The sequence below is a fragment of the Amycolatopsis nalaikhensis genome (assembly GCF_030264295.1).
Lineage (GTDB): Bacteria > Actinomycetota > Actinomycetes > Mycobacteriales > Pseudonocardiaceae > Amycolatopsis > Amycolatopsis nalaikhensis.
This window is the reverse complement of sequence record NZ_CP127173.1, coordinates 8,917,198-8,941,833: the sequence shown is the minus strand read 5'-3', so window position 1 is coordinate 8,941,833 and position 24,636 is coordinate 8,917,198. Positions and strand designations below refer to the sequence as shown.

The following is a 24,636-nucleotide window of genomic DNA, read 5'->3' as shown; positions in this document are numbered from 1 at the left end:
CGGCCCTACGGCACCAGGATCGCGCGGCCGCGGATGCGTCCGGCGTCGAGGTCGTCGAGCGCGGACTGGAACTCCTCCAGCCGGTAGCGGGCCGTGTGCAGCTTCACGCGGCCCTGCGCCGCCAGCACCATCAGCTCGCACAGGTCGTTGTACGAGCCGACGAGGTTGCCGATCAGGTTGATCTCCGTCGAGATGACGTCGATCGTCGGGACGTCGATGTTCTCGCCGTAGCCGACGACGTGGTAGTCGCCCGCGCGCCGGAGCATCGCGATCCCGTCGGACGTCGCGCCGCCTTCGCCGACGAAGTCGATGACCGCCTCCGCGCCGTGGCCGCCGGTCAGGTCCAGCACCTGCGAGACCTGCGTGCCGTCGCCGACGACGCCGTGGTCCGCGCCGATCGACACCGCCAGCTTCACCGCGTCCGGGTTGCGGTCGACGACGATCAGCTCGGCCGCCGAGATCGCCTTGAGCACCTGGATGCCGATGTGCCCGAGCCCGCCCGCGCCGATGACGACGCACTTGTCGCCCGGGCGCAGCCGCCGGGCCGCCTTCGCCGCCGCGTGGTACGCCGTCAGCCCGGCGTCGGCCAGCGCCGCGACGTCCGCCGGTTCGAGCGAGTCGTCGATCTTCACGACGCTGCGGGCCGACGTCTTGAGGTACTCCGCGTAGCCGCCCGCGGTGTCGATGCCCGGGAACTGCGACTGCTCGCAGTGGACGTCGTCGCCGAAGCGGCAGGCCCGGCAGAGCCCGCACGTGATGAGCGGGTGCACGATCACCTTGTCGCCCTCGGCGACGTTCGTCACCGCGCTGCCGACCGCGTGCACCCAGCCCGCGTTCTCGTGCCCGATCGTGTAGGGCAGCGTCACCCCGGACTTCTCCCGCCACTGCCCTTCCAGGATGTGCAGGTCGGTGCGGCAGACACCGGCGCCGCCGATCCGGACGACGACGTCGTGCGGGCCGGTCACCGCCGGTTCGGGGACGTCGGTCATCCGCAGCGGCTCGTGGTAGCCGACGACCTGGACCGCTTTCATGCTGTTGCCTCCACAGTGGACTCGGGGTAGCGGGTGCGGAGCAGGCCGCGGCAGAAGTGCGCGTTGCCCTCGATGGAGATGCGGACCGACCGGGCGAACCGCAGCCGCAGCGGGATTTCCTCGCGCGGGAACGGCGTTCCGTCGTGGTCGACCAGCACCGGCGCCGCGGGATCGGACGGCAGCCCGAGCGCTTCGCGACGCCGCAGCAACGCCTGCGACGCGGGAACGTCCGGCAGGTCCGCGAGGGTGACGTCGTGCAGGTCGACGTCCTCGTCGGCGCGCAGCAGCCCCGTCAGCGCTCGTTCCATCGCGGCCTGGTGGGCCTTGCGGCGGAAGGTCTCCCGCAGCTCTTCGAGGTCCTCCTCGGCCTCGTGGCCGAACGTCCCGCGGTAGCCCGCGTCGGCGGCGAGGCCGCGGTTGATCAGGTCGGAGTCGTGGTGGTCGTCGAGCCGCACCACGACCTCGGTGGTCCACGGCAGCGCGGTCAGCACGTCCTTCGCGTCGGACGCCATGAGGTAGGCGAAGTTCGGCGCGCAGAACGACGTCGGCAGTCGCAAGTGGACGGTCACCCGTCCGCCGTCGACGTCGACCGACTTCACGAAGCCGAGATCGGTGATGGGCTCGTCGAGCTCGGGATCGAGAACCGCGTCCAGCGCGGTGTAGGCGTCCATGTCAGGCCACCGAGACGGCCTGCGGCTCCACCGGCGCCAGCTGCAGCTCCGACGGCACCGGGATGTCGTACATCGCCGCCGCGTTCAAGCCGAGGATCTTCTTCTTCTGGGCGACGGTCAGCGGCGCGTACTCCGGCATGTCCTCGGGGATCTGGAAGTCGACGAACCGTTCGATCAACCAGCGGGGCGTCCAGAGCGCGTAGTCGCTGGAGAACTGGATGCGGTCCTCGTCCAGCCAGTACAGCAGCTCGCCGATGATCTGCGCGAAGTACCGCGGCCGCGTGTGGATGAACGGGATCGCCACCGCGAGTCCCGCGTGGACGTTCGGCTCCTGCGTCGCGATCCAGCAGAAGTCCTCCAGCCGCGGCAGCCCGCAGTGCTCCACCACGAAGTTGAGGTCGGTGAAGTCGGTGGCGACGTGGTCGACGTCGGCGACGTCGAAGGCGTCGCGGTCCAGCGGCCGGATGGTCGGTCCCTTGTGGATGTGGATGTTGCGGATCCCCAGCTCCTGGCACGCTTCCAGGTACTTGTAGGTCCACTTGTCGTCGAGCTTGTAGCCGCGCGAGTCGCCCTGCCACTCGGCGGTGTAGAGCTTGACGCCCTTGAGGCCGAAGCGCTCGGCGTCGCGGCGCAGCTGCTCGATGCCCGCCTGCTCGAACCGCGGGTCGAAGAAGTGGTTGTAGGTCAGCTTGCCCGGGTGCTGCTTCGTCAGCGCGAACGCTTCCTCGGTCTGCCCGAAGCCGTTGTGGTAGAACGCGCCGAGGTGCGCGGGCTGGAAGATCGCGTGGTCGACGTAGCCGTCCTCGAACAGGTCCTTCACCAGCCGCTCGCCGCCCTGGTAGAGGTACTCCTCGTAGGGCCAGACCTCGGACTCGGGGCTGAGGTTGCGGTGGTAGTCGTAGAAGCAGTCGATGAACTGCTTGCCGTGGATGTTGCGCTGGTTCTCCGGGCGCGCGTCCCAGAGCGCCACGTGGGCGTCCACGATGAAGTACGTCTCGCCGTCCTTGCGGTACATCCGGGTCCTCCACGTCGTCGTGTGTCGGTGCGACGGTAGGGACGTCGGCGCAGGTCAGGGACCCGTCGCGTGTCTCAGTTTGAGACAGCGGGCCGCGGTGGGCCACGATCGGAGGACGTAGCCTGGGGGAGTCCGACGCAGAGCCGCGTCCCGGGAGGCCGAGGTGGAGAACCCGCAGGTGCACGTCACGCGCTCGGGCGACGCGCGGGCCGCGATCGCCCCGCGGCTGCGGGCGTCCTGGCAGCGCAGCGAGCGCTACGGCGTCCCCGAGGACGAGGTCGTGCCGGTGTTCTCCGGCGCGGTCGACACCGGGTCGCTGCTCTACGAGTGCGGCACCGAGGTGCTGCGCGGCCTGCAGGCGACGCTGGCCAACGAGCCGATCAGCCTGATGATCACCGACAGCGAAGGCCTGGTGCTGAGCAGGCTGTGCACCGACGCCTCGATCAACCGCTCGCTCGACAAGGTGCACCTGGCGCCCGGCTTCTACTTCGCCGAGAGCAACGCGGGCACCAACGGCCTGGGCCTGGCGCTGGCCGACCGGGCGCCGTCGCTCGTGCGGGCCGCCGAGCACTACTGCACCGACCTGCGCGGCTACACGTGCGCGGCGGTGCCGGTGCTGGACCCGCTGACCGGGGCGCTCGCCGGCAGCGTCAACCTGACCACGTGGTCGGAGCAGTCGTCGGAGCTGCTGCTGGCGCTGGCGCAGGCCGCCGCGGGCAACACCGCGGCGCTGATGCTGGCCCGCGCGTCCGGCCGCACCGCCCGCCCGACCCCGCGGGGCGAGGTCTTCCGCGTGTACGCCGACCGCGTCGACCCCGGTGACCTGCCGCGGCTGTCGCCCGCTTGGACCACGGCGGTCGCCGAGGCGCATACGGCGTTCGAGGCGAACCGCGTCGTCGTGGTCGTCGGCGAGCCGGGCGCGGGCAAGACGGCGCTGGCCTCGCTCGCCCGGCGGCGGCTGCGGCCCCGCGACCGGCTCCTCAACGCCCGCCCGCCGGCCCCCGACGACGTCGACACGTGGCTCACCGTGTGGACGCCCGAGCTGGCGAAGGACGGCACGTGCGTGATCGTGTCGGGCGTGGACGCGCTGCCCGCGTGGGCGGCGGAGGAGCTGGCCCGGCGGTTCGCCGAGGTCCGCGGGGACGGGCCGCCGCCGTTCGTGCTCACCGCGGAGGACGCCGGTGCGGTGCCGGCGGCGCTGCGGCCGCTGGTCGACCGGGTCGTCGAGGTACCGGCGCTGCGGTTCCGCCCCGACGACGTCCTCCCGCTGGCCCACCACTTCGCCCGCCGTGACCGCGGCCGCGACGTCACGTTCACCTCCGCGGCGGCTCGCGCGCTGGCGGCTTACGACTGGCCGGAGAACGCGAAGCAGCTTCGGCGGGTGGTGCGCGAAGCCGCTTCGCGGTCCGATGTCGTCGACACCGCGCACCTGCCCGCCGAGGTGTTCAGCGCGGTCGGGCACCGGCTGAGCCGGCTGCAGGCGCTGGAACGCGACGAGATCGTGCGCTGCCTGTCCGAGCCCGGGGCCACGGTGGTGCACGCGGCGGAGAAGCTCGGGATGGGCCGGGCGACGCTGTACCGGAAGATGGCGCAGTACGGCCTCAACGCGCGGCAGCTGAAGTCGTAGCCCAGCGCACGGCCGGGCCCATCGCCCAGCCCGCGGCGAGGAAGACCGCGCCCATCAGCAGCCAGCCGGGCAGGCCCCAGCCGACGACGACGGTGCTCAGCAGCACCGGCCCGACCGCGCGGGCCACCGAGACGCCGGTGCCGAAGAAGCCCTGGTACTGGCCCTGCCGGTCGGCCGGGGCGAGCGCGAAGCCGATCTCCCAGCTGCCCGCCGACTGCAGCATTTCGCCGAGCACCTGCACCAGCGCCCCTGCCACCAGCACGGCGAAGGCAAGCCACGGCGACGTCCCGGACGCCGCCAGCGCGAAGGCGACGCACGACGCGAGGAGCAGCACACCGGAGTGGCGGACCATCCGCGCCGCCGCGCCGATGCTCGCCAGCCGTCCCGCGACGCGGACCTGGAGCACCACCACCACGACCGTGTTGAGCACGAACAGCGCGGACACCGTCCAGCCCGGCGCGGCCGTCCGCTCGACGATCCACAGCGGGATCGCGACGCTCAGCAACGGCATGCGCAGCAACAAGACCGCGTTCAGCAGCGTCACCAGCGCGTAGGGCCGGTCGCGCAGCACGGCCAGCTTCGGCTCGCCCGTGTGCGGGGCCGACGAGCGCGGGACGGCGGGCAGCCGGAGCAGCAGCGCCGCCGTCACCACGAAAGTCACCGCGTCGAGCACGAAGACCGTCAGGTACGCCGACGCCGTGTCGGCCGAAAGCGCGAGGCCACCCAGCCCGGCGCCGACCGCGAGCCCGGCGTTGCCCGCCGACTGCAGCTGCGCGCGGATCCGCGTCCGCCGCTCGGGATCGGCGAGCGCGGCCAGCAGCGCCTGGCGGACGGCGGCCAGCCCGGTCTGGCAGCTGCCGTAGAGGCACGCGGCGAGGACGAACAGCAGCGGCGAGCGGACCAGCAGGAACGTCAGGATCGACGCGCCCGTCGCCAGCGCCAGCAGCACGGCCGAGCCGCGGGCGCCGCGGCGGTCGGCGAGGTGGCCGAGCGGCACGCCCGCGACCGACCCGACCGCCCAGCCGAGCGTGAGGCCGAGCCCGACCTGCGCCGGGGTGAGCCCGGCGATCCGCGTGAAGAACAGCACCGAGCAGGTCAGGAACGCGCCGTCGCCGAGCGAGCCGGCCAGCTGGGCGGCGGCGAGCAGGCGGCTCGTCGTGGCCGGGCGTTCCGAGAGCAGCGTCATGCTCGTTACGGTAGAGGCGAACTTGGCCCGGTCCCAGAGCCAATTCTGGCTTCGAGGATTGGGCCAATGTAGGTTCGGTCGATGGACTTCCACGTCACCCTGGCCGGGCGTGGCGACCTGTCCGCCCGGATCTACCGGCAGCTGCGCGACGCCGTGCTGGACGGCCGGCTGCGGGCGGGGGAGCGGCTGCCCCCGACGCGCGAGCTGGCGCGCCGGCTGGCCGTTTCCCGCAACACCGTCGCCGTCGCCTACGACCGCCTCACCGCCGACGGCTTCCTGACCGGGCGGGTCGGCGCGGGCACGTACGTGAGCGCGTCGCTGCCCGCGCCGAAGCGGCGCAAGGCGCCGTCGGCTCAGGGCCCGCGGCCGAAGGCGGTCTGGCGCTCGCTGCCCCCGCCGGTCCAGGCGTCGGCGGCCGCGGAGTTCGACTTCCGCGTCGGCGTCCCGGACGCCGCGTTGTTCCCGCTGGAAACCTGGCGACGGCTGCTGGCGCGGGAGCTGCGGGACGCGGCCGGGTTCGCCGACTACGCCGACCCGGGCGGGCACGCGAGCCTGCGCGCGGCGATCGCCCGGCACGTCGGCGTCTCCCGTTCGGTGCGCGCCGAGGCCGACGACGTGCTCGTCACCCAGGGCGCGCAGCAGGCACTCGACCTGCTGTGCCGGGTGCTCGTCTCCCCAGGCGACCGGGTGGCCGTCGAAGAACCCGGCTACCGGCGGGCGAAGCTGCTTTTCGCCTCGCACGGCGCCGAAGTCGTCGGCGTGCCGGTGGACGGCGAAGGGCTGGACGTCGACGCGCTGCCGCCGCGGACGAAGCTGGTGTACGTCACGCCGTCACACCAGTTTCCGTTGGGGACGCCGATGTCGCTGGCCCGGCGGACGGCGCTGCTGGCGTGGGCCGCGCGGGCGGACGCGGTGATCGTCGAGGACGACTACGACAGCGAGTTCCGGTTCTCCGACCGTCCGCTGGAGCCGTTGCAGAGCCTGGATCGCGCTGGGCGCGTGGCGTACGTCGGATCGTTCTCGAAGACGTTGCTTCCCATGCTGCGCCTGGGTTTCCTGATCGCGCCACCGTCTCTTCAGGACGCGTTGCGGCACGCGCGGCAGCTTTCGGACTGGCACGGCGACGTGCCCGCGCAGGCGGCGCTGGCCCGGTTCGTCGACGAGGGCCTGTTCGCCCGCCACATCCGGCGGGCGACGAAGGTTTACGCGGAGCGCCACGAGCGTCTGACGTCCATTTTGGACTCGCGCTTCGCGGGCCGGTTGCGCGTGGTCCCCTCGGCGGCGGGCCTGCACTTGTGCGCGCTCGCCGAGGAGGACACGGAGCCGATCGCCGCCCGGGCCCGGCAGGCGGGGGCGGCGGTGCAGACGCTTTCCGATCTGTGCGGCGGCTTTCCGGCCGCCGGGCTGGTGCTCGGCTACGGCTCGATCCCCCTGGAGCGCATCGACGCCGGGCTCGCGGTGCTGGACCGCGCCTGGGCTAACGGCCGCTGAGGAGGGTGCTGAAGTCGACGTCGAAGTCGCTTCCCCCGGACAACAAGGCGATGCAGGAGTCCGTCATCCGGCGCGGTGCGTTCGGGCCCAGCTTTTGCCGGCACGCACCGGTCAGCTCGGCCGAGTTGTCCCGGACGTAGTCGAAGGAAAGGGCGCGGAGCCCCTCGAGCCGGGGACGCAACGCCGGAGCCTGCTCGCCCGCGATGAGGAGGTTGTGCGCACCGCAGTCGGCCGCCCGGTTCAGCAGCGCGTCGGACAGGACGACTCCGCGCAGGTCGTAGGTGTGGTTCGAACCGCCGCTGCCGCTCTTCAGCTGAGCGCATTCTTCGTCCGAAATGCCGTCCTTGAGCTCACCCGGCAGTGGACCGCCCGCGGCCTTGGTGAAGTCGAGGCGGTTCTTGACCAGAGCCTCCGCGTAGCGCGAGGCGAGCCGCGGGAGTTCCGGATCCGGAATCGCGATCACCACCGGATCGTCGAGGTACGGCACGTCCACCCGGGAATGGTTCCCGTCGAGGGTCACGATCGCGGTCGGCCTTTCTCCGCGGTGCGGGTGCGACGCGCCTTTGAGCTCGGTGTAGGTCGACGTCAAGGCGTTCATCGAGGCATCCCCGGCGCCTTCGCCGTCGACGTAGACGAAATCGACGACGATGGGCTCTTCGGCCAGGCTCTGCGCGGCGGCGATGCCTTGGAGCACCGCACGCAGGTCCGCCGCGGGGATGTCGGGGAACTTGCCGGCGACGACGACGATCGAGTAGTCGGACGGGTCCTCCGATTCCCGCACCGACGCTATCTTCGCCAAGAGCTCGGAGTCGGCCGCGGTCCTCGCCAGGTGGTGCAGGTCGTCCTCGCCGAGGTAGGCGAAACAGCCGGACTCACGGTCGTCCACGGTGCGGGAGATCCGGGCGTCGAGGCCCGGCCAGCCGGTCGGCGTACAGGCCTGAGGCTCGTTGAAGGCGATCAGCGAAACGGCGGTGATCAGCACGGCCGCCGCCACGGTGACACCGGCGATCCGCCAGCCCGTGCGGCGGTGGGCGGGCTTCTTCTGCGCCTCCGAGACCAACCGCTCCTGCAAGGTCACGTGCCAGAACTGGTAGGACGCTCCGGCGACCCGCAAGACGCCGTGGTCGCGGGCGCCATCCAGCCGGTGGATGGCCCGCAAGGGCGCCCGCCGCCCGACGAACAGGAGCACCCGCGTGATCGCGAACCACGTCCAGGGGTGACTTCCCAGCAGAATCGCCGCAGCGAGGACGAAGACTTCGGCCATGCCGGTCGCGGCGAGCAGGAAGTCGGCCGACACCGAGGACGGCCAGATGCCGTAGTACGCCGTGTGCGGGAGGTGGATGCCCGCCACCGTGGGAAAGGCGAAGGCGATGGCGATCCGTTCGCCGAAGTGCCCGCCGAGCGAGGCCGCCACGGTCGCGAGCGGGATGCTCACCGCACCGGCCGTCAGGCCACCGGCCAGTGACGACAGGACCGCGGTCCGGCGTGACTGACGCAAGAACTGGGCCGGGCCGCCCTTCTTCGGCATCGTGGTCGCGCGTCTCACCAGCTGGTGGATCCCGGCGGCGGAGCCGGCGACCAGTGCCGACGCCAGCAACGCGGTCGCCTTCGCGCAGATCTTCGCAACGTCGGTGAAGTCCGAGTTGCCGTCCAGCGAGCTGACCTCCAGTGCGATGTAGAGGCACCCGATGACCACCACGCCGAGTGTGCCGGTCACGGCCCCCGACCAGAAGCCGCGACGCCGGGTCGGCGGGCTGGTGGACAGGCCGAGCGCCGAAGTGGTGAGGCCCAGCAGGAAGATCCCCACGGCGGGAGTATCGAAGAGGAGGGGCTGCAGGCCGAGCAGCTCCGTGCCGGTGATCAGGTGGACCAGCGACTTGACGCCGGTGAGGACCAGTACGGCCGCGAAGAAGGCGACGGGTATCGACCCGGCCGACGACACCTTGCGCTCGGCGAGCGTCCACCAGTCCAGATCGCGCTCACCGTGGCCGTGCAGGTATTCGGCGAGGTGGGTCAGCCACCTCTTCTCCTCGCTCGCCGCTTCGGTGCCCGCCGGCGGATAGGCAGTGTCCACGAGCTGGTCCAGCAGGTAGTTCTCGACGGCGTGGCCGGTCTTGAACTCCTTGTCGAGGAACACTTGCGGATCCCGCCGCTCGAAGGTCGCGGTGAAGAGGGACAGCATGAGCGGCGTGGTCAGCGTCGTCCCGATGGGGCTTCGCGGATGCTTTTCGATGTGGTCGACCACGTCCGCCCACCGGGGGTTGTCCTGCAACGCCCGGACGACGTCGGCCGTCCGCACCGGGAGGATTTCCACGACCGGAGCCCGCAGCAGGACCGGGGCCCCGCCGGTGATCTCCTCGCGGTATTCGTTCGAACGGCACGTGAGGACGAGGGGCAGGTCGCCCTGCAGGGTTTCGTTGATCCGGCTGATCGCGGGACGGCGCAGGTGTTCGGGCAGTTCGTCGAGACCGTCGAGGATCGGCAGGACGAGCTGCTGGGAAAGGAGCGTGCGCGGAATCGCCGGATCGTCGCCGTAGTGCAGGGAAGCCAGCGTGTCGACCAGCCAGTCGTCGAGGCTGTCGACCACCGGGTCCCACGACGAAAGCGACAGGAACATCGGGACGGCGGAGCCGGGGGTGCGCGACCGCAGCAGGCCGATGTTGAGGATGATGCCGAGGAACGTCTTTCCCGAACCGGGCTTGCCGATGACGACGAGCCGCCGACTCGGAACGCTGTTGAAGGCTTCGGCGAGGTTGAGCGCGGCCTGGTCGGGATTCGTCCCGGTCCGCCCGTCCAGCTTGAGTTCGACCTTGCCGAAGTGCCCGTCGTCCCCGAAGACGGTCGCCGGATCGGCGGCGAGAACGGGATCGGATTTCCGCCACGTCAGCGGGACCGTCCTGGCGTTTCCGAAATGCTGCCGCCGGTGCCGGATTTCCGCGGTCCACTCGGTCAGCATGCGGGCGGCGATTTCGTCCGCCGCCTGGGTGCCGGGCGGGGTGGGCTGCCGGCGGAGCGAAAAAGCGATCACCGAGGCCGCGGTGGTGCCCATCCCGATGAGGGAGGCCACGATGTTGCCGTAGGAGACATTCTCCTCCAGCGAGCTCGTCACTAGCGAAATCGCCGACAGCACTCCGATGATGGCGACGACGAATCCGGTGGTGACGAAGAGGACTCTCCGGCGGCGTCTCGACATCAACGGCTCACCTCACGGGTCGGCGGACTCACTAGCAGTCGACCGGTGGGAACGGCCTGTTACAGAAGCGGTGCACGCGCGGGAAAACCAGTCGCCGCGCGGTGGGCGTAGGTCGACAATGCCGGGATGACGGCCGCACGGTGGACGAAGGCGACGGTGTTCCCCGACATGTGGGTCGATCCGGACGACGATCCGCGCGAAGCCGGGCCCGCGCCGGTCGGTGAACGCGCCGTCCTGCTCAAGCAGCTGGACTACTACCGTCGGACCATCGAGCTGAAGTGCGCGGGCCTGGACGCGGAGCAGCTCGCGTGGCGGTCGGTGCCGCCGTCGACGATGTCGCTGCTCGGCCTGCTTCGGCACCTCGCCGAGGAGGAGCGGCACGTCCGCCGCGTGATGGCGGGCGAAGACGCGCCGAAGTTGTACCGCACGGCCGAAGACCGCGACGGCGACTGGAACGGCGCGGTCGCCGACCCGGAAGTGGTCGCCGACGCGTGGCACCGCTGGCGAACCGAAGCGGCGGCCACCGACCGGTTCGTCGAGGGCGTCGCGGACCTCGGCACACCCAACGCGGGAGCGTCGGACTACGGCCCCGACGGCGCGGACGTGCGGCTGCGGGACGTGCTGGTGGGTCAGGTCTCGGAGTACGCAAGGCACTGCGGCCACGCGGACCTGTTGCGCGAACGCATCGACGGCCGCGTGGGCCAATGAGCCGCCGCCGGAGGTCTTGAATGAGTCATTCAGGACCTCCGAAGACCTGAATGACTCATTCAAGACACCGGGGCGGGGGCCGGAACGTGCTCGGCGTGGTGGTCCGTGCGGCGGCGCGCCGCGATCAGGACGCCGCCCACCACCGTCGCCGCCGCCGTCGCCAGTACTACCAGCCAGCCGCGGCGGAAGTCCGCCAGGTCCGGTGTTCCCGCGAAGACCGCCACCAGCACCGCCGTGCCGAGGACCGTGCCGATCTGCCTCGTCGTGTTCACCATCGACGATCCCGCGCCCCAGCGGGCCGCCGGCAGCACCGTGCCCACCACCCCCGACAGGCTCGGCAGGATCAGGCCCACGCCGATGCCGGTCAGCAGCTGCCCCGGCAGCATCGACGCCACGTAGTCCGGCGTGGAACCCATGCGCAGCAACCAGATCAGCACCCCGGCTCCGAACGAGACGCCGCCGAGCGCGACCACCGGGCCCGGTCCGAACCGGGGCACGAACCGGCCGCCCAGGATCGACACCGGCACCACCATCAGCGGGCCCGGGGCCAGCGACAGCCCGGCGACCAGGATCGAGTCGTGCCAGACCGACGTCAGGAACAGCACGTTGCCGAACAGCATCGCGGCGAACCCGGCGGCGAACACGCCCGTGGTCACGCAGGCCAGCCACAGCGTCGGGACGCGCAACGCCGGCAGGTCCAGCACCGGCACCGCGTGCCGCGCCGACCGCAGCGGTACCCACGCCAGCGCGGCGAAAGCCACCGCGAACGCCATCAGGACGCCGGACGAGGACCAGCCGTGGTCCGGCGCCTCGACCAGCGCGTAAGCCAGCGCGCCGACGCCGACCAGGAGCCCGGCCGCGCCGAGCAGGTCGGGGACGCCGGTCGAGGTGTCCCGCGACTCGCGCAGCACCCGCGGCCCGGCGAGCAGTGTCGCCATGCAGATCGGCAGGTTCACCAGGAACACCCAGCGCCACGACGCCTCGACGAGCAGGCCGCCGACGGGCGGGCCGAGCGCGGCCGCGGCGGCGCCCACCGACGCCCACACCCCGACCGCCAGCGGCCGCCGGTGCGGCGGGAACGCCGTCAGCAGCAACGCCAGTGACGTCGGCATGACCAGCGCCGCGCCGATCGCCTGCACCGCGCGGAACGCGATCAGCACCCCGATCGACGGCGCGGCCGCGCACGCGGCCGAAGCCAGCGTGAACACCGCGACGCCGACGAGGAAGAGCCGTTTGCGGCCGTACCGGTCCGCCAGCCGCCCGGCCGGGGCGAGGCAGGCGGCGAACAGCACGGTGTAGCCGTTGAGCACCCACGACAGCGTCGCGAGGTCGTCGCCCGGGAACGCCAGCCGGATGCCGGGGAAGGCGATGGTGACGATGAACGTGTCGAGGCTCGCGAGGAACGCCGCCGTCGAGACGACCAGCAGCACGAGGCCGGGCTTCGGCGCGGTGTCGGTCATGTCCCTCCTAGGTCCGGAAAAGCAACCTAGCTGGAGAGAGCAAGTTTCAACAAGAGACTTACCTGTTTGAAGCGACCTACCTCACGCGGCGGCGGCCCGCTCGGCACGCGCCTTCAGCGCGGCGAGGGTGTGCTCGATCGACTCGACGTTGTAACCGGGCCGGTCGGCGCGGCCGGTGACGCGCGGGCCCATGAACTTCCGCACGACCCAGCTGCCGATCCGGTACCAGTTCTCGGTGACCCGGCAGCCGCCGTCGCCCGGGGTCAGGACGTACTCCCAGCGCGACACCCGCGACCCGAACGGCGTCCGCACGTCGAAGGCGAACCGGCGCTCCGGCTCGAACGCGACGACGCGCACCCGGGTCCACCACCGCAGCTCGCCGTTGCGGTTGCGGCCGCGGAACCGCGCCCCGAGCGCGGGCCCGGCGCCGTCCAGCCACCGCCCGCCGACGTTCTCCGGGCTCAGCTCGCCCATCCGCGGCAGGTCGGTGACCCACGACCAGACCGTGCCCGGCGCGGCCGGCACGTCGATGCTGCGCGAAATCGTCGGTTCCACCCTCCGACGGTGACAGCGGCGCGCCGCGCCGGGCAAGAGCCGCCGCCGGGGTCCGCAGCCGAGGAGAGGCGGTGAAAAACTCCCGGTCGCATCCGGATTGCCGCCCCCCGATTCTGGGTATCTCGCGCGCGGAGGAGAACCGACACGGAGGGTGCGTGGTCAGCGTGATCCCGATCGAGGTCGTGGGGATGGCCGTCCCGGTGCCTGGTGAGGCACCCCTGATGCTGCTGCGCGAGCCGGAAGGGGCCCGGCGCTGGCTGGCGATCATGATCGGGTACGGCGAGGCCGAGGCGCTGGTGCGGGCGCGGGAGCAGATCGCGCAGCCGCGGCCGGGCACGATCGAGCTGCTCGGCGACGTGCTCGCGGCGTTCGGCCAGGGCGTCGCCGCGGTGGAGCTGACCGAGGTGCGGGACGGCATCTTCTACGCCGACCTCGTGCTCGTCTCCGGGACCCGCGTGTCGGCCCGCCCGAGCGACGCGGTCGCGCTCGGCCTGCGCCAGGGCGCGCCGATCAGGGTCGCCGAAGAGGTGCTCGACGTCGCCTCCGTGCAGCTCGAGGTCGAGGAGCAGGAGGCCGAGGGCCCGGCCGCCGACGTGCTGGACACCGAAGCCGAGGTCGAGCGGTTCCGCGCCGAGCTCGACGGCCTGCGGCCGGAGGACTTCGACGACCGGTAGGGCATGATCTCCCGGACGGGGCGGACGGGAGACTGATGCGGGACTTCGCGGCGCACACCGAGCCGCACCGGCGCGAGCTGCTGGTGCACTGCTACCGCCTGCTCGGCTCGGTCCACGAAGCCGAGGACCTGGTGCAGGAAACGCTGGTCCGCGCCTGGAAGGCGTGGGCGGGCTACGACCCGGCGCGGGCGTCGGTGCGCACCTGGCTCTACCGGATCGCGACCAACGCCTGCCTCACCGCGCTGGAAGGCCGGGCGCGGCGGCCGCTGCCGTCCGGGCTCGGCCGCCCGAGCGAAGACCCGGCCGCGCCGCTGACGCCGTCGTTCGAGATCCCGTGGCTGCAACCCTTGCCGGACGACCCCGGCGACCGGGCGGTCCGCCGCGGCACACTGCGGCTGGCGCTGCTGGCGGCGATGCAGACCCTGCCGCCGAAGCAGCGCGCGGTGCTGATCCTGCGGGACGTCCTGGAGTTCAGCGCGGCGGAGGTGGCCGGGTTCCTGGACACCACGCCCGCCGCGGTCAACAGCGCGCTGCAACGGGCGCGCGCCGGGCTCGGCGGCCTGAGCGTGGACGACGTCGGCGCCCCGGACGACACCGCGGTGGCCGCGGTCCTGGACCGCTACGTCCGCGCGTTCGAACGGGCCGACGTCGCCGGGCTCGTCGCGCTGCTGACCGACGACGCCGTGCTGGAGATGCCGCCGGTGCCGCTGTGGTACCGCGGCCGCGACGGCTACGGCGCGTTCATGGACCGCCTGTTCGCGATGCGCGGCCCGGACTGGCGCCTGACGCGCGCGGCCGCCAACGGCCAGCCCGCGCTCGTGGCGTACTGCCGCGACGAAACCGGCGGGTACCGCCTGCACACCTTGCAGGTCTTCACGATCGCCGGGTCGCGGGTGGCGCACAACGTCGTGTTCGCCGATCCCGCCGTGCTGGCGCTGTTCGACCTTCCCGCCACTCAGCCCGCGGCGCGGGCCTCCGACGGACGGCCGTAGGCACCGCCGTCGTTGCTGCGCTGCAACAGGCCTTCGTCGACGAGGTAGCGCCGCAGCGTCGCGTGGTCGTCGTGCACCATCGAGAGCTTCTCGCGGACGTCCTGCTCGGTGTAGAGCCGGCCGGGCTCGAACCGCTCGGCGAGGTGGGCCAGCAGCAGCTGCCGTCGCTTGCCCGAATGCGGGATGGTGACGAGCCTGCCGCGGCGGAACAGCGCGTCGAGCGGATCGGCCGGCGCCTTGGCCAGCGCTTCGCGGAAGGCCGCGGGCACGGCCCGGTAGCGCTCGCCGTCCACGGTGACGAGGCCCGCGTCGAGCAACCGTTTCGCGAGCTTCGTCGTGCCGCCGTCCACGGGAAGTCCCTCGGGCGCGGCGCAGATGCGGGCGAACAGGTGCAGTCGTTCCGGGTCCGCGAGGGCGGACACCAGGGCTTCGGGTGCGGCCATGGCCCGCAAGGTACTCCCGGCACGGGCCTCGGCGCTCGGGTCTTTCCGGCGCGCGGTAGGTTGCGCGGCGTGCCCCGTCCGACCGCGCCGGTGACCGTGCCCGAGGACGTGCTGCGCACCTCCATCGTCGAGCGGCTGTTCGCCCGCGCGGACGACGACCGGCCGCTCTTCACCCACCAGGACCACAGTCGCGGGGTCGAGCACACGCTCACCTGGGCGGAGTTCGCCGCGCGCGTCCGCGTCGTCGCCGGCGAGCTGCGCCGGGTCGCGGAGCCGGGGGAGCGCGTCGCGGTCCTCGCGGGCCAGGAGCTCGCCTACCCGCTCGCGTTCTTCGGCGCGCTGGCCGCCGGGCTGGTCGCGGTGCCGCTGATGGTGCCGTCGAACCCCGCGCAGGCCGACCGGCTCGCCGGCGTCCTGGCCGACTCCGGCGCACGCGTCTGGCTGACGTCGTCGGCCGCGGCGCCGCGGCTGCCCGCGCACGAGCACGTCGTCGTGGCCGACGAGCTGACCGGGCCGGGCGCCGATCCCGTGCCGGTGGCCCCGGAAAGCGCTGCCTACCTGCAGTACACGTCGGGCTCGACGCGGGAACCGGCGGGGGCGGTGATCCCGCACCGCGCGATCGTCGCCGCCTGCTGGCAGGGCAGCCGCGCCTACGCCGTCGACGAGGGCACGACCTGCGCGGGCTGGATCCCGTTCTTCCACGACATGGGCCTGATCCAGCTGCTGTGCCTGCCGGTCTTCAGCGGCGGCCGGGCGGTCTTCATGGCCCCGGCCGAGTTCGTGCACCGGCCGCGCCGGTGGCTGCGGCAGCTGGCGGACTACCCCGCGGTGTTCACCGCCGCCCCGAACTTCGCCTACGACCTGGCGGCCGACGCCGGTGCCGAAGCCGGTCTGGACCTTTCGGACGTCCGCGTCGCGCTCAACGGCAGCGAGCCCGTCCGGCCGCGGACCGTCGAGCGCTTCCAGGAGGTCTTCGGGCCGCACGGCTTCCGGCGGGAGGCCCATTGCCCGTCCTACGGGCTCGCCGAAGCCACGGTGTACGTCGCCAGCGCGGGACCGGACGGGCCGCGGGGCGCGGTGTTCGACCGGGAAGCGCTTGCCCAGGGCCGGGCGGTCGAGACGCCGGACGGGCAGGAGCTCGTCTCGGTCGGGCGACCCGTCGGGCAGCTCGTCCGGATCGTCCGCGACGGGCGCGCGCTGCCCGACGGCGAGGTCGGCGAGATCTGGGTGCACGGCCCGAACGTCGCCACCGGCTACTGGGGCCGCGGCGACGCCACGGCGTTCGGCGCCACCCTCGGCGGCCTCGGGGGCTGGCTGCGCACCGGCGACCTCGGCGTCGTCCACCGCGGCGACCTCTACGTCACCGGACGGCTCAAGGACCTCATCGTCATCGACGGCCGCAACTTCCACCCGCAGGACATCGAGGCCGCGGCGGCGGAAGCGCACCCGGCGGTGCGGCGCGACCGCGTCGCCGCGTTCGGCGTCACCGACGACGACGGCGAAGGGGCGGTGGTGGTCGCCGAATGGGCGCGCGGGGCCGACGCGGACGTCAAAGAGGTGACCCGGGCCGTGCTGCGGGCGGTGTCCGCGGAGCACGGACTCACGCTCCGCACGGTACATCTGGTCCCTTCCGGTGGACTTCCGCGCACCTCCAGCGGGAAGGTCGCCCGGTCGGCCGCGAAGGCACGTTATGGTGGCGACCGTGGGTGATCACCGCGCCGAGGTCACGAAGGTCGTCAGCGACACCTTCCGGCTCGACCCGGCCCTCGTCGAGCCCGACGCACCGCTGGAGGAGCTGGGCATCGACTCGAAAGGGCGGATCAAGCTGCTGGCGGCGTTGGAGGTCTACTACGGCGTGACGATCGAGCTGGACCAGCTCGACCGGTTCACCGACGTGGGTTCGGTGGCCGCCGTGCTCGCGGAAGCCCTGGGAACTGGCGGATCTGAGGAAAGGCGCTGAAATGAGCGGCGGGGGGTACACCGCGACGACCGAGGCGTTGTCGACGGCCTCGAAGACGATCGGTGACCTGGCGGAGAACCTGCTGGACGACAACCCGGACCTGCAGACCCCGCAGGTGACGGCGGAGAAGTTCGGCCGGGCGCACGGCACCCACGCGGAGAAGTACACCGCGGGCGCGCAGGCGCTGTGGGCCGCGGTCTCCGGCTACAGCAGCACGCTGGGCTCGTTCGGCACCAACCTCGGCACCGCCGGGCAGAGCTACGGCGCCAACGAGGACACGCAGTCGGGCACGATCACCAACGCCGGAGGGGCGCTCTGATGGCGGAGGGCAAGAAGTGGTCCGACGTCAAGGCGCTGCTGGACGACCCGAGCGTCCCCGCCGCGCAGAAGAGCGCGCTGATCAGCAGCTGGCTGCGGGAAAACCCGCCACCGCCGCCGTTCCTGGCCGACCAGGAACCCGACGACATCAAGCAGAAGCGCCAGGAAGCCGACAAGTACGCGCAGGCCTACAACGCGAACCCGTTGTTCGCCGGGCAGTCCGTCGACGAGGCGTTCGACAAGGCCAAGCAGAGCGGCGACCAGAACTCCTACAACGAGGACCAGGAGAAGAAGGCCGTCGACGAGGGCAAGACCAAGCTCGACGCCACCCAGCCGCCCGCCGCCGGTGACGACGGCGCCACCAGCGGCACGAAGACGTCCGACGAGCTCTTCGACGCCGCCGCGCCCGCGCTCAAGCTGTTCGAGACGTTCGGCTCGCTGCTGGCGAAGATCCCGGCCGACTGCCGCGGCAACACCCGCGCGATCGACCTCGACAACGACATCCGCAAGCCGTTCGACGAGCAGCGCGGCATCAGCTTCGCCGACTTCGTCGCGGACGCCGCGCACTTCAAGCGCGGTTCGGAGACGGTCGACCGGACGATGCAGGACACCGGATCGCAGCTGGGCACGCTCTACCAGACGTGGAGCGGCGCGGGGGCCGACGCGGCGTCCGACACCTACAACGACAAGATCCAGCCGAAGGCGGCCAAGCTGTCGCAGACGCTCGGCACCGCGAGCGAGGCGACGCTGACCACCGCCACGACGGTGTTCCAGCTCTGCAAGGGCAAGGCCGACGCGGTCATCGGGATGTACACCGACCTGGTCGGCAAGGCCGACTACACGATGGCGCAGAAGGTCGTCGCGGTCGCCAACGGCGAGCACGGCAACGAGCAGGACCTGGCCCAGATCGCCGGCTGGATGGACCTCAACTTCGGCACCAACCTCGTGCAGACGCTCAACGACCAGGGCTGCTGCGACGGCGACGAGATCAAGAAGCACGGCCAGGACCTGGCCAAGCAGTGGGTGCAGAACCAGTTCAACCCCGACATGTGGGACCGGCTGTACAAGGGCTTCGAGAAGACCTGCAAGGACACCAAGGACCTGGTCGACCAGGCCTACGACGCGCTCGACAAGGTCATGGGCGCGGTCAAGAACGAGTTCGAGGGCGTGTCCCTGCCCGGCGGTCCGGGCTCCGGTTCGGCCGGGGGTTCCGGCGGTGGTCCGGGCGGCTCGGGCGGCGGGGCTGGCTCGGGTGGCGGGGCTGGCGCTGGCGGCGGGTACGGCGCGGGCGGGTCCGGCGGCGGCGCGGGCTCGGGTTCCGGGATTCCGGGTGATGGTTCGGGTTCCGGGATTCCCGGTGGCGGTGCGGGTTCGGGTGTTCCCGGCGGCGGTGCGGGTGGTTCCGGCTCGGGCGCCGGTGGCTCGGGTGGCCAGGTGCCGCCGATCCCCGACACGGGTTCCGGGTCCGGCGTGCCCGGCGGTGGCGCGGGTTCCGGTGGCGGTTCCGGCACCGACCTGCCGAGCGGTGCGGGTGGTTCCGGGTCGGGCGGCGGCGGTCCGGTGCCCGACATCCCGGAGGGCTCGGCGGGTTCCGGCGGCGGTTCCGCGGGTGGGGGTTCCGGCTCGTCGGACGGCGGCCAGGACGACCGCGCGGCCGCGGCGGAAGCGGCCAAGCAGCAGGCGGCCCAGGCCGCCGAAGAGGCGAAGAACAAGGCCGCGGACGCGCTGAGCCAGTTCAGCGGCCCCGGCATCCAGACGGAGTCCGGCGCCGGTGCGGGCCTGGGCGGCGACTCGCGTTCGGGTCTGGGCGGTGACTCCGGCGCGGGTTCGGGCGGTGGCGCGGGCCTGGGTGGCGGCGCCGGTTCGGGCAGTGGCCTGGGCGGCGGCTCGGGTGCGGGTTCCGACGACACGAGTCCCTCTTCGATGCCGTCGCCGTCGGCGAGCGGGCAGGAAGCCGCCGCCGCGGCGGCCGAGGAAGCCAAGAAGAAGGCCGCCGACGCGTTGAGCGAGTTCAGCGGCCCCGGCATCGAGACCGAGTCCGGCGACGGAGCCGGTGGCCTCGGCGGCGATTCCGGCGCGGGCGGCGACGACGGCAAGGCCGCGGCCGAGCAGGCCGCGCAGGACGCCAAGGACAAGGCGGCCGAAGCCCTCAAGGGCCTGGACGGCGACCCGATCAAGACCGACGACCCGGGCGGCACCGGCCTGGACACCGACCACGACGGCAAGCCCGACAGCCTCCTCGGCGACGACAAGGGTGACGACAAGGCCGACGGCAAGACCGACGACGACCCCGATGTCCTCAAGGTCAAGCAGGGCGACAAGACCTTCGAGATGACCGAGCCGGACCACGACGGCAAGATGGACATCAAGGTCGGCGACGGTCCCGGCGATCCCAAGGACTTCAAGCTCGACTGGTCCGGCGAGAAGCCCGGCGACAGTCCACAAGGGACCGACGACGACACCTACCGCCCCGGCCCGGACGGCAAGATCCACATCCAGGACGGCGACCTGAAGATCACCGCCGAGCGGCCGGACGGCGAGGGCGGCCCGACCGTCGTCACCGTCGACGACGGCAGCGGCAAGCCGACGACCTACACCCTCGGGGAGGACGACAAGCCCTCGGACGCGCTCGGCGACACCCCCGGCAAGAAGGCCGACGACGACCTGCCCGCCCACCGCGGCACCCTCGAAGACCTCAAGCCGCACGACGGCGGCACCGGAGGCGGCGGCCCGGCTCCGGCCGGGATCGGCGGCGGCTCGCCGGGCGGCTCCGGCCTCGCCGGCGCGGGTTTCGACCCGGGCGGCGCGGGACTCGGGGAGACGCCGATGTCCGGGAGTGTCCACAGTGGCGTCGGGGCGGCGCAGGCCCAGCCCGCCGCCGCGTTCGCGGCCGCGCCCACCGCGGCGGGCGCGCCCGGCCAGTCGATGGCCGGGATGCCCGGCATGGGCGCGATGGGCGCCGGCGCCCACGGTGGCGGGGGCGGCGACACCGAACGCCGGTCGCCCGCCTACCGCGTCGAAGGCGCCGTCTTCGACAACCTCGGCGAGCCCGGCCGCCGGATCATCGGCTCCCTCAACGACGACGAAGACCCGCCGTCCACGCGGTCCTGGTAGGAGGACGCATGACCGACATCGCCGCGATGAAGGCCGAGCTGGACGGCCTCGTCCGGGAGCAAGCCGACCGCCGTGCCCTGCGCGAGCAGCAGGGCGAGGAGATCAAGGCGCGGTCCCAGGAGTACATGACCAAGCAGGTCCAGGCGGCCGAGCGGTACGTCCAGCACGTCCGGGAAATGGCGCAGCGCAAGACGAAGTCGGGCTGGAGCACCGACCGGTCCCACGCCGAGGCGCCCTCGGCGTTCGACGCGGAGGAGTACCCCGGCGCGGCGCCGTCGTTCGCGCCCGCCGCGGACGCGCGACCGGTTCGGGAAGAGCCGCGGCCGTCCCGCCGTCCGCGGGCGGCCGTCGAGGAGGACGAGGACTTCAACAACCCCTGGTGACCGGCCACCAGAGGTCGACGGCGATCTCGCGCGGCCGCTCGGTGAACGTCCCGGCTGGGTTCGCCGCGCGCAACAGCCGCCGGAGTTCGGCCTCGAACTCGTCGCGGCGGTCGCCGAACAGGTGGGGTGCCGCGCTGGACAACGAAAAGACGCTGTCGACGACCTCGTCGGCGCCGCGGGTGACGGCCGGGCTCGCGACCTCGAACCGTCGCGGACCCCGGAACCCCGCGGCGCGGTAGATCTCCGCCTCGCCGCCCGCCGTGCCGTCCGGCAGCGCGCCCCGGCCCGCGCGCCGCACCGGGCCGAGGTACTTCCGCACCAGCTCGGTGATCGCCGCGCGGGGCACGGACCCGTCGCCGCCCTCGTGCGTCGTCGCGTGGACGTGGGCGAGGACGCCGCCGGGCGCGAGCATCCCGCGCACCGCCGCGGCCACCCGCGGCCGGTCCAGCCAGTGGAACGACTGGGCGAACGTCACCAGCCGGAACACCCCGAGTCCGGCGGGCAGCTCCTCGGCCCGCCGGTGCACCCACCGGCAGTTCCGGGCGCCGAGCCGGGCCGCCTCGCCGAGCATGTCCGCGTCCGCGTCGAGCCCGACCGCTTCGGCGAAGTACCCGGCCAGCACCCGCGTCAGCGAACCCGGCCCGCAGCCGACGTCGAGCAGCCGACCCGTGCCGTCCAGCCCCAGCTCGGCGGCGAACGCCTCGCCGAGCGCCGCCGGGTACGGGAGCCGGCCTCGCGCGTAGTGCGCGGCGCTGCCGGCGTACAGCATCGGATCCCACTCCCAGGTCACGATCCGAGCGTACGGCCGCGGGTCCCGGATACTCGGGTGTCATGGACGCGAACTGGTGGCGCGACGCCGTGGTCTACGAGGTCTACGTACGCAGCTTCGCCGACGCGGACGGCGACGGCACCGGCGATCTCGCCGGGCTCCGCTCCCGCCTCGGCTACCTGGCCGGCCTCGGGGTCGACGCCGTGTGGACCACGCCGTGGTACCGCTCGCCGATGGTCGACGGCGGGTACGACGTCGAAGACCACCGGGTCGTCGACCCGCTGTTCGGCACCGACGCCGACCTGACGGCCCTGGTCACCGAGGCGCACCGGCTCGGGCTGCGGGTGCTGATCGACGTCGTGCCGAACCACACCTCCGACCGGCACCGGTGGTTCCGCGACGCGCTGGCCGCCGGGCCCGGCTCACCCGAGCGGGCGCGCTACCACTTCCGGCCCGGCCGCGGCGCGGACGGCGAGCGGCCGCCGACCGACTGGCGCAGCGTCTTCGGCGGCCCCGCCTGGACCCGCGTCGCCGACGGCGAGTGGTACCTGCACCTGTTCGCCCCGGAACAGCCCGACCTGAACTGGGACCACGCCGAAGTCCGCGCGGAGTTCGAGGACCTGCTGCGGTTCTGGTTCGCCCGCGGGGTCGACGGGGTCCGCATCGACGTCGCCCACGGCCTGCTCAAGGACCCGGCGTTCCCCGACCTCGGCGTCGACGACGAAGAGATCGCGCGGCCGCCGGACCGCAGCGCGCACCCGCACTGGGACCTCGACGGCGTCCACGACGTCTACCGCGCCTGGCGGAAGATCGCGGCCGAGTTCGGGCCGGACCGCGTGTTCGTCGCCGAGGCGTGGGTCGACCGGCCGGACCGCCTGGCGCGCTACGTCCGCCCGGACGAGCTGCACACCGCGTTCAACTTCGACTTCCTGCGCTGCGAGTGGGACGCCGCCGCGCTGCGCGAGGTGATCGACCGGACCCTCGGCGCGCTGGGGGCGGTCGGCGCGCCCGCGACGTGGGTGCTGTCCAACCACGACGTCGTCCGGCACGTGACGCGGTTCGGCGGCGCGGAACTCGGCCGCCGGCGGGCGCGGGCCGCGTTGTTGCTGATGCTCGCCCTGCCCGGCGGCGCCTACCTGTACCAGGGCGAAGAACTGGGGCTGGAGGAAGTCGAGGACCTGCCCGAGTCGGTGCTCGCCGACCCGACGTGGGAACGTTCAGGGCGCACCAAGCGTGGCCGGGACGGCTGCCGCGTGCCGCTGCCGTGGTCGGGGACGGCGCCGCCGTTCGGGTTCACCGCCGACGGCGCGCCGACGTGGCTGCCGCAGCCGTCGCGGTGGCGGGAGCTGACGGCGAGTGCGCAGGAGCGCGACCCGGGCTCGATGCTGGGCCTGTACCGCGCCGCCCTCGCCGTCCGCCGCGAGCACCCGGCGCTGGGCGACGGGACGCTCACGTGGCGGCCCGCTTCTCCGGGTGTGCTGTCCTTCGCGCGGGAGCCGGGCTTCGCGTGCGTGGTGAACCTCGCGGCCGAGCCGTGCGAACTGCCGGACGGGGCGCGGATCCTGCTGGCCAGCGCCCCGCTCGAGGACGGACGGCTTCCGCCGGATGCCGCGGTGTGGCTCGCCGGGAGTTGAGCGGACCCGGCCCGGGAAGGTTCGGTGTGAACCCGAGTGCGGCGGGGTACCCGGTCGCGTTCGCTTCGCCGCCGAATGATCCGGAGGTTTCCGATGCCCGTGCGAACCACCACCCCGCCCGCCGGCGACGTCGTCGGCCTGGCCCTGGAAGTGCTTGCGGCCCAAGGACTCTCGGGCCCGGCCGCCCACGCGGCCTTGGTCGAGCTGGCGCAGGAGAGAGGACTGCCGGTGACGCGGTGCGCGGCACTGGTCGTCGCCGCGGTCGACGGACGGGGGGCCTGATGGCGTTCGCGGGCGGGTTTTCGCGGGCCGGGAAGGACGACCCCGCCGCGGTGGGCGGGGGCGTGCTGCTGGCCGTCGGGCTGGTCGTCGCGTTCTTCACGTGGTGGTCCTGGTGGACGGTGGCCGGGATCGCGCTGGCGATCGCGGGTGCGGTGTGGCTGGCGGTGGGGCGCCGCGAGGAGTAAGCGGCCCGCGGCGGGGAAAGCCTCCGGCGACATCGACGCGAGGAGGCCCCCATGCCGGAGCACGACGAAGACGTGATCGAGCTGCTGGAGCGGCAGCACCGGGAGATCCGAGAGCTGTTCGCCGAGCTGGAGACCGCGACGGGCGACGAACGGCGCGAGCTGTTCCACGGACTGGTGCGGCTGCTGGCGGTGCACGAGACGGCGGAGGAGCTGGTGGTGCACCCGGAGATCCGCGACCTGGAAGCGGCGGCGAAGCCGGTGGTCGAGGCGCGGCTGGGGGAGGAGCACCGGGCCAAGGAGCTGCTGACGACGCTGCAGAAGATGGGCCCGGAGGCGGACGGGTTCGACACGCTGCTGGTCCAGCTGCGCGACGACGTGCTGGCACACGCGGAGCACGAGGAGCGCGAGGAGTTCCCGCTGCTGCGAGCCCACCGGCCCCCGGAGCGCCTGCACGCGATGGCGGCGACGGTCCGGGTGGCGGAGGCGGCGGCCCCGACCCGCCCGCACCCGGGAGTGGAGACCGCGACGGCGAACCTTTTGCTGGGTCCCCCGGCGGCGATCATGGACCGGGCGCGGGATCTGATCCGCGGCGCGCTGGGCCGCTGAGCGAGGGGCGGGGCGCGGGGCTGGCCCCGTGCGCTGAGCGCTGGATCGGGCGACCGCGGGCGCGAGTGCGCTGGGGCGGTTGACCGGGCTGGCGGGCGCGGCGAGCGGTGGCGGTTGTGGATGCGGCCGGTGTGGCGATCACGGACCGGGCGCGGGCCTTGATGCGCGGCGCTCTGGGCCGCTGAGCAGGCGGCGGGGCGCCGAGGCTGACCGGCGGCGGTCGCGGATGTGACCGCACCCGGCGGTGGCGAGCAGCGGACCAACCGCCGACCCGACCGCGCTGTGCGCGACCGCCCTCGGTCCGGAACCGCGGCGGCGGCCAAAGATCGCACGCCGGGT

The 24,636-nt window shown here is 72.9% G+C and carries 23 protein-coding genes; 14 read left to right on the top strand and 9 right to left on the bottom strand.

The window, feature by feature from the left end; translation table 11 throughout:
* Window positions 1–5: 5 nt before the first annotated feature.
* The 3 genes from QP939_RS43450 to QP939_RS43440 are packed head-to-tail and all read right to left on the bottom strand — an operon-like array spanning window position 6 to window position 2,717.
* Window positions 6–1,031: an NAD(P)-dependent alcohol dehydrogenase gene (locus QP939_RS43450; protein WP_285452655.1), complete on the bottom strand. Its 1,026-nt coding sequence runs from the start codon at window positions 1,029–1,031 to the stop codon at window positions 6–8.
* Window positions 1,028–1,702, bottom strand: coding sequence for an iron-sulfur cluster assembly protein (locus tag QP939_RS43445; RefSeq protein ID WP_285452653.1), 675 nt, complete (start codon window positions 1,700–1,702; stop codon window positions 1,028–1,030). The genes QP939_RS43450 and QP939_RS43445 overlap by 4 nt, the downstream gene beginning before the upstream one ends.
* Window position 1,703: 1 nt before the next feature.
* A complete protein-coding gene (locus QP939_RS43440; RefSeq protein WP_285452651.1) occupies window positions 1,704–2,717 on the bottom strand; it encodes an amidohydrolase family protein in 1,014 nt (337 codons plus the stop codon).
* Between the two features lie 163 nt (window positions 2,718–2,880).
* Between QP939_RS43440 and QP939_RS43435 the strand changes: the two genes are divergently transcribed.
* The gene (locus tag QP939_RS43435) at window positions 2,881–4,344 is read left to right on the top strand and encodes an AAA-type ATPase lid domain-containing protein (protein ID WP_285452649.1); all 1,464 of its coding nucleotides are present in this window, start codon (window positions 2,881–2,883) and stop codon (window positions 4,342–4,344) included.
* Here QP939_RS43435 and QP939_RS43430 read toward each other — a convergent pair.
* Window positions 4,319–5,530, bottom strand: a complete 1,212-nt coding sequence (locus tag QP939_RS43430; protein WP_285452647.1) for an MFS transporter — start codon at window positions 5,528–5,530, stop codon at window positions 4,319–4,321. The genes QP939_RS43435 and QP939_RS43430 overlap by 26 nt on opposite strands.
* Window positions 5,531–5,611: 81 nt before the next feature.
* On the opposite strand from QP939_RS43430, the gene pdxR reads away from it, so the two are divergent.
* Complete coding sequence (gene pdxR / locus QP939_RS43425) at window positions 5,612–7,021, top strand: MocR-like pyridoxine biosynthesis transcription factor PdxR (protein WP_285452645.1); 1,410 nt, start codon at window positions 5,612–5,614, stop codon at window positions 7,019–7,021.
* Here pdxR and QP939_RS43420 read toward each other — a convergent pair.
* Window positions 7,008–10,214, bottom strand: a complete 3,207-nt coding sequence (locus tag QP939_RS43420; protein WP_285452642.1) for an NACHT domain-containing protein — start codon at window positions 10,212–10,214, stop codon at window positions 7,008–7,010. The two genes, pdxR and QP939_RS43420, sit on opposite strands and share 14 nt — an antisense overlap.
* A gap of 126 nt (window positions 10,215–10,340) precedes the next feature.
* Between QP939_RS43420 and QP939_RS43415 the strand changes: the two genes are divergently transcribed.
* Window positions 10,341–10,922 carry a DinB family protein gene (locus QP939_RS43415; RefSeq protein ID WP_285452640.1) on the top strand — a complete coding sequence of 194 codons (582 nt, stop codon included), beginning with the start codon at window positions 10,341–10,343 and terminating at the stop codon, window positions 10,920–10,922.
* Window positions 10,923–10,981: 59 nt separating this feature from the next.
* On the opposite strand, the gene QP939_RS43410 is transcribed toward QP939_RS43415, so the two are convergent.
* Window positions 10,982–12,382 carry an MFS transporter gene (locus tag QP939_RS43410; RefSeq protein ID WP_285452638.1) on the bottom strand — a complete coding sequence of 467 codons (1,401 nt, stop codon included), beginning with the start codon at window positions 12,380–12,382 and terminating at the stop codon, window positions 10,982–10,984.
* Window positions 12,383–12,463: 81 nt separating this feature from the next.
* Complete coding sequence (locus tag QP939_RS43405; protein WP_285452636.1) at window positions 12,464–12,937, bottom strand: SRPBCC family protein; 474 nt, start codon at window positions 12,935–12,937, stop codon at window positions 12,464–12,466.
* A 155-nt stretch (window positions 12,938–13,092) separates the two neighbouring features.
* Here QP939_RS43405 and QP939_RS43400 point away from each other — a divergent pair, with 155 nt between their 5' ends.
* Both QP939_RS43400 and QP939_RS43395 read left to right on the top strand, forming a co-directional pair.
* Entirely contained in the window at window positions 13,093–13,611 is a 519-nt protein-coding gene (locus QP939_RS43400; RefSeq protein ID WP_285452634.1) for a bifunctional nuclease family protein, read from the top strand.
* A 35-nt stretch (window positions 13,612–13,646) separates the two neighbouring features.
* Window positions 13,647–14,603 carry a sigma-70 family RNA polymerase sigma factor gene (locus QP939_RS43395; RefSeq protein WP_285452632.1) on the top strand — a complete coding sequence of 319 codons (957 nt, stop codon included), beginning with the start codon at window positions 13,647–13,649 and terminating at the stop codon, window positions 14,601–14,603.
* Here the strand turns inward: QP939_RS43395 and QP939_RS43390 are convergent.
* A complete protein-coding gene (locus tag QP939_RS43390; protein ID WP_285452630.1) occupies window positions 14,567–15,046 on the bottom strand; it encodes a DUF2087 domain-containing protein in 480 nt (159 codons plus the stop codon). The two genes, QP939_RS43395 and QP939_RS43390, sit on opposite strands and share 37 nt — an antisense overlap.
* Before the next feature lie 69 nt (window positions 15,047–15,115).
* On the opposite strand from QP939_RS43390, the gene QP939_RS43385 reads away from it, so the two are divergent.
* Genes QP939_RS43385 through QP939_RS43365 form a run of 5 tightly spaced genes read left to right on the top strand, consistent with a single transcriptional unit; the run spans window position 15,116 to window position 20,821 of the window.
* Window positions 15,116–16,756 (top strand): fatty acyl-AMP ligase, encoded by a 1,641-nt coding sequence (locus tag QP939_RS43385; protein ID WP_285452628.1) that lies wholly within the window; start codon window positions 15,116–15,118, stop codon window positions 16,754–16,756.
* A complete protein-coding gene (locus QP939_RS43380; protein ID WP_285452627.1) occupies window positions 16,749–17,006 on the top strand; it encodes an acyl carrier protein in 258 nt (85 codons plus the stop codon). The genes QP939_RS43385 and QP939_RS43380 overlap by 8 nt, the downstream gene beginning before the upstream one ends.
* A gap of 1 nt (window position 17,007) precedes the next feature.
* Window positions 17,008–17,325 (top strand): hypothetical protein, encoded by a 318-nt coding sequence (locus QP939_RS43375; protein ID WP_285452625.1) that lies wholly within the window; start codon window positions 17,008–17,010, stop codon window positions 17,323–17,325.
* A complete protein-coding gene (locus QP939_RS43370; protein ID WP_285452624.1) occupies window positions 17,325–20,438 on the top strand; it encodes a WXG100 family type VII secretion target in 3,114 nt (1,037 codons plus the stop codon). Before QP939_RS43375 ends, QP939_RS43370 begins: the two co-directional genes overlap by 1 nt.
* Window positions 20,439–20,446: 8 nt before the next feature.
* A complete protein-coding gene (locus tag QP939_RS43365; RefSeq protein ID WP_285452622.1) occupies window positions 20,447–20,821 on the top strand; it encodes a hypothetical protein in 375 nt (124 codons plus the stop codon).
* Here the strand turns inward: QP939_RS43365 and QP939_RS43360 are convergent.
* Window positions 20,805–21,611 carry a class I SAM-dependent methyltransferase gene (locus QP939_RS43360; RefSeq protein WP_285452620.1) on the bottom strand — a complete coding sequence of 269 codons (807 nt, stop codon included), beginning with the start codon at window positions 21,609–21,611 and terminating at the stop codon, window positions 20,805–20,807. The genes QP939_RS43365 and QP939_RS43360 overlap by 17 nt on opposite strands.
* A 41-nt stretch (window positions 21,612–21,652) precedes the next feature.
* On the opposite strand from QP939_RS43360, the gene QP939_RS43355 reads away from it, so the two are divergent.
* The 4 genes from QP939_RS43355 (at window position 21,653) to QP939_RS43340 (ending at window position 24,297) form a co-directional block, all read left to right on the top strand.
* Window positions 21,653–23,224 (top strand): glycoside hydrolase family 13 protein, encoded by a 1,572-nt coding sequence (locus tag QP939_RS43355; protein ID WP_285452618.1) that lies wholly within the window; start codon window positions 21,653–21,655, stop codon window positions 23,222–23,224.
* A gap of 93 nt (window positions 23,225–23,317) precedes the next feature.
* On the top strand, window positions 23,318–23,506 hold the full coding sequence (locus tag QP939_RS43350; protein WP_285452616.1) for a hypothetical protein: 189 nt from the start codon (window positions 23,318–23,320) through the stop codon (window positions 23,504–23,506).
* A complete protein-coding gene (locus QP939_RS43345; RefSeq protein WP_285452615.1) occupies window positions 23,506–23,691 on the top strand; it encodes a hypothetical protein in 186 nt (61 codons plus the stop codon). The genes QP939_RS43350 and QP939_RS43345 overlap by 1 nt, the downstream gene beginning before the upstream one ends.
* A gap of 51 nt (window positions 23,692–23,742) precedes the next feature.
* Complete coding sequence (locus tag QP939_RS43340) at window positions 23,743–24,297, top strand: hemerythrin domain-containing protein (RefSeq protein WP_285452613.1); 555 nt, start codon at window positions 23,743–23,745, stop codon at window positions 24,295–24,297.
* The last annotated feature ends 339 nt before the right edge of the window (window positions 24,298–24,636 follow it).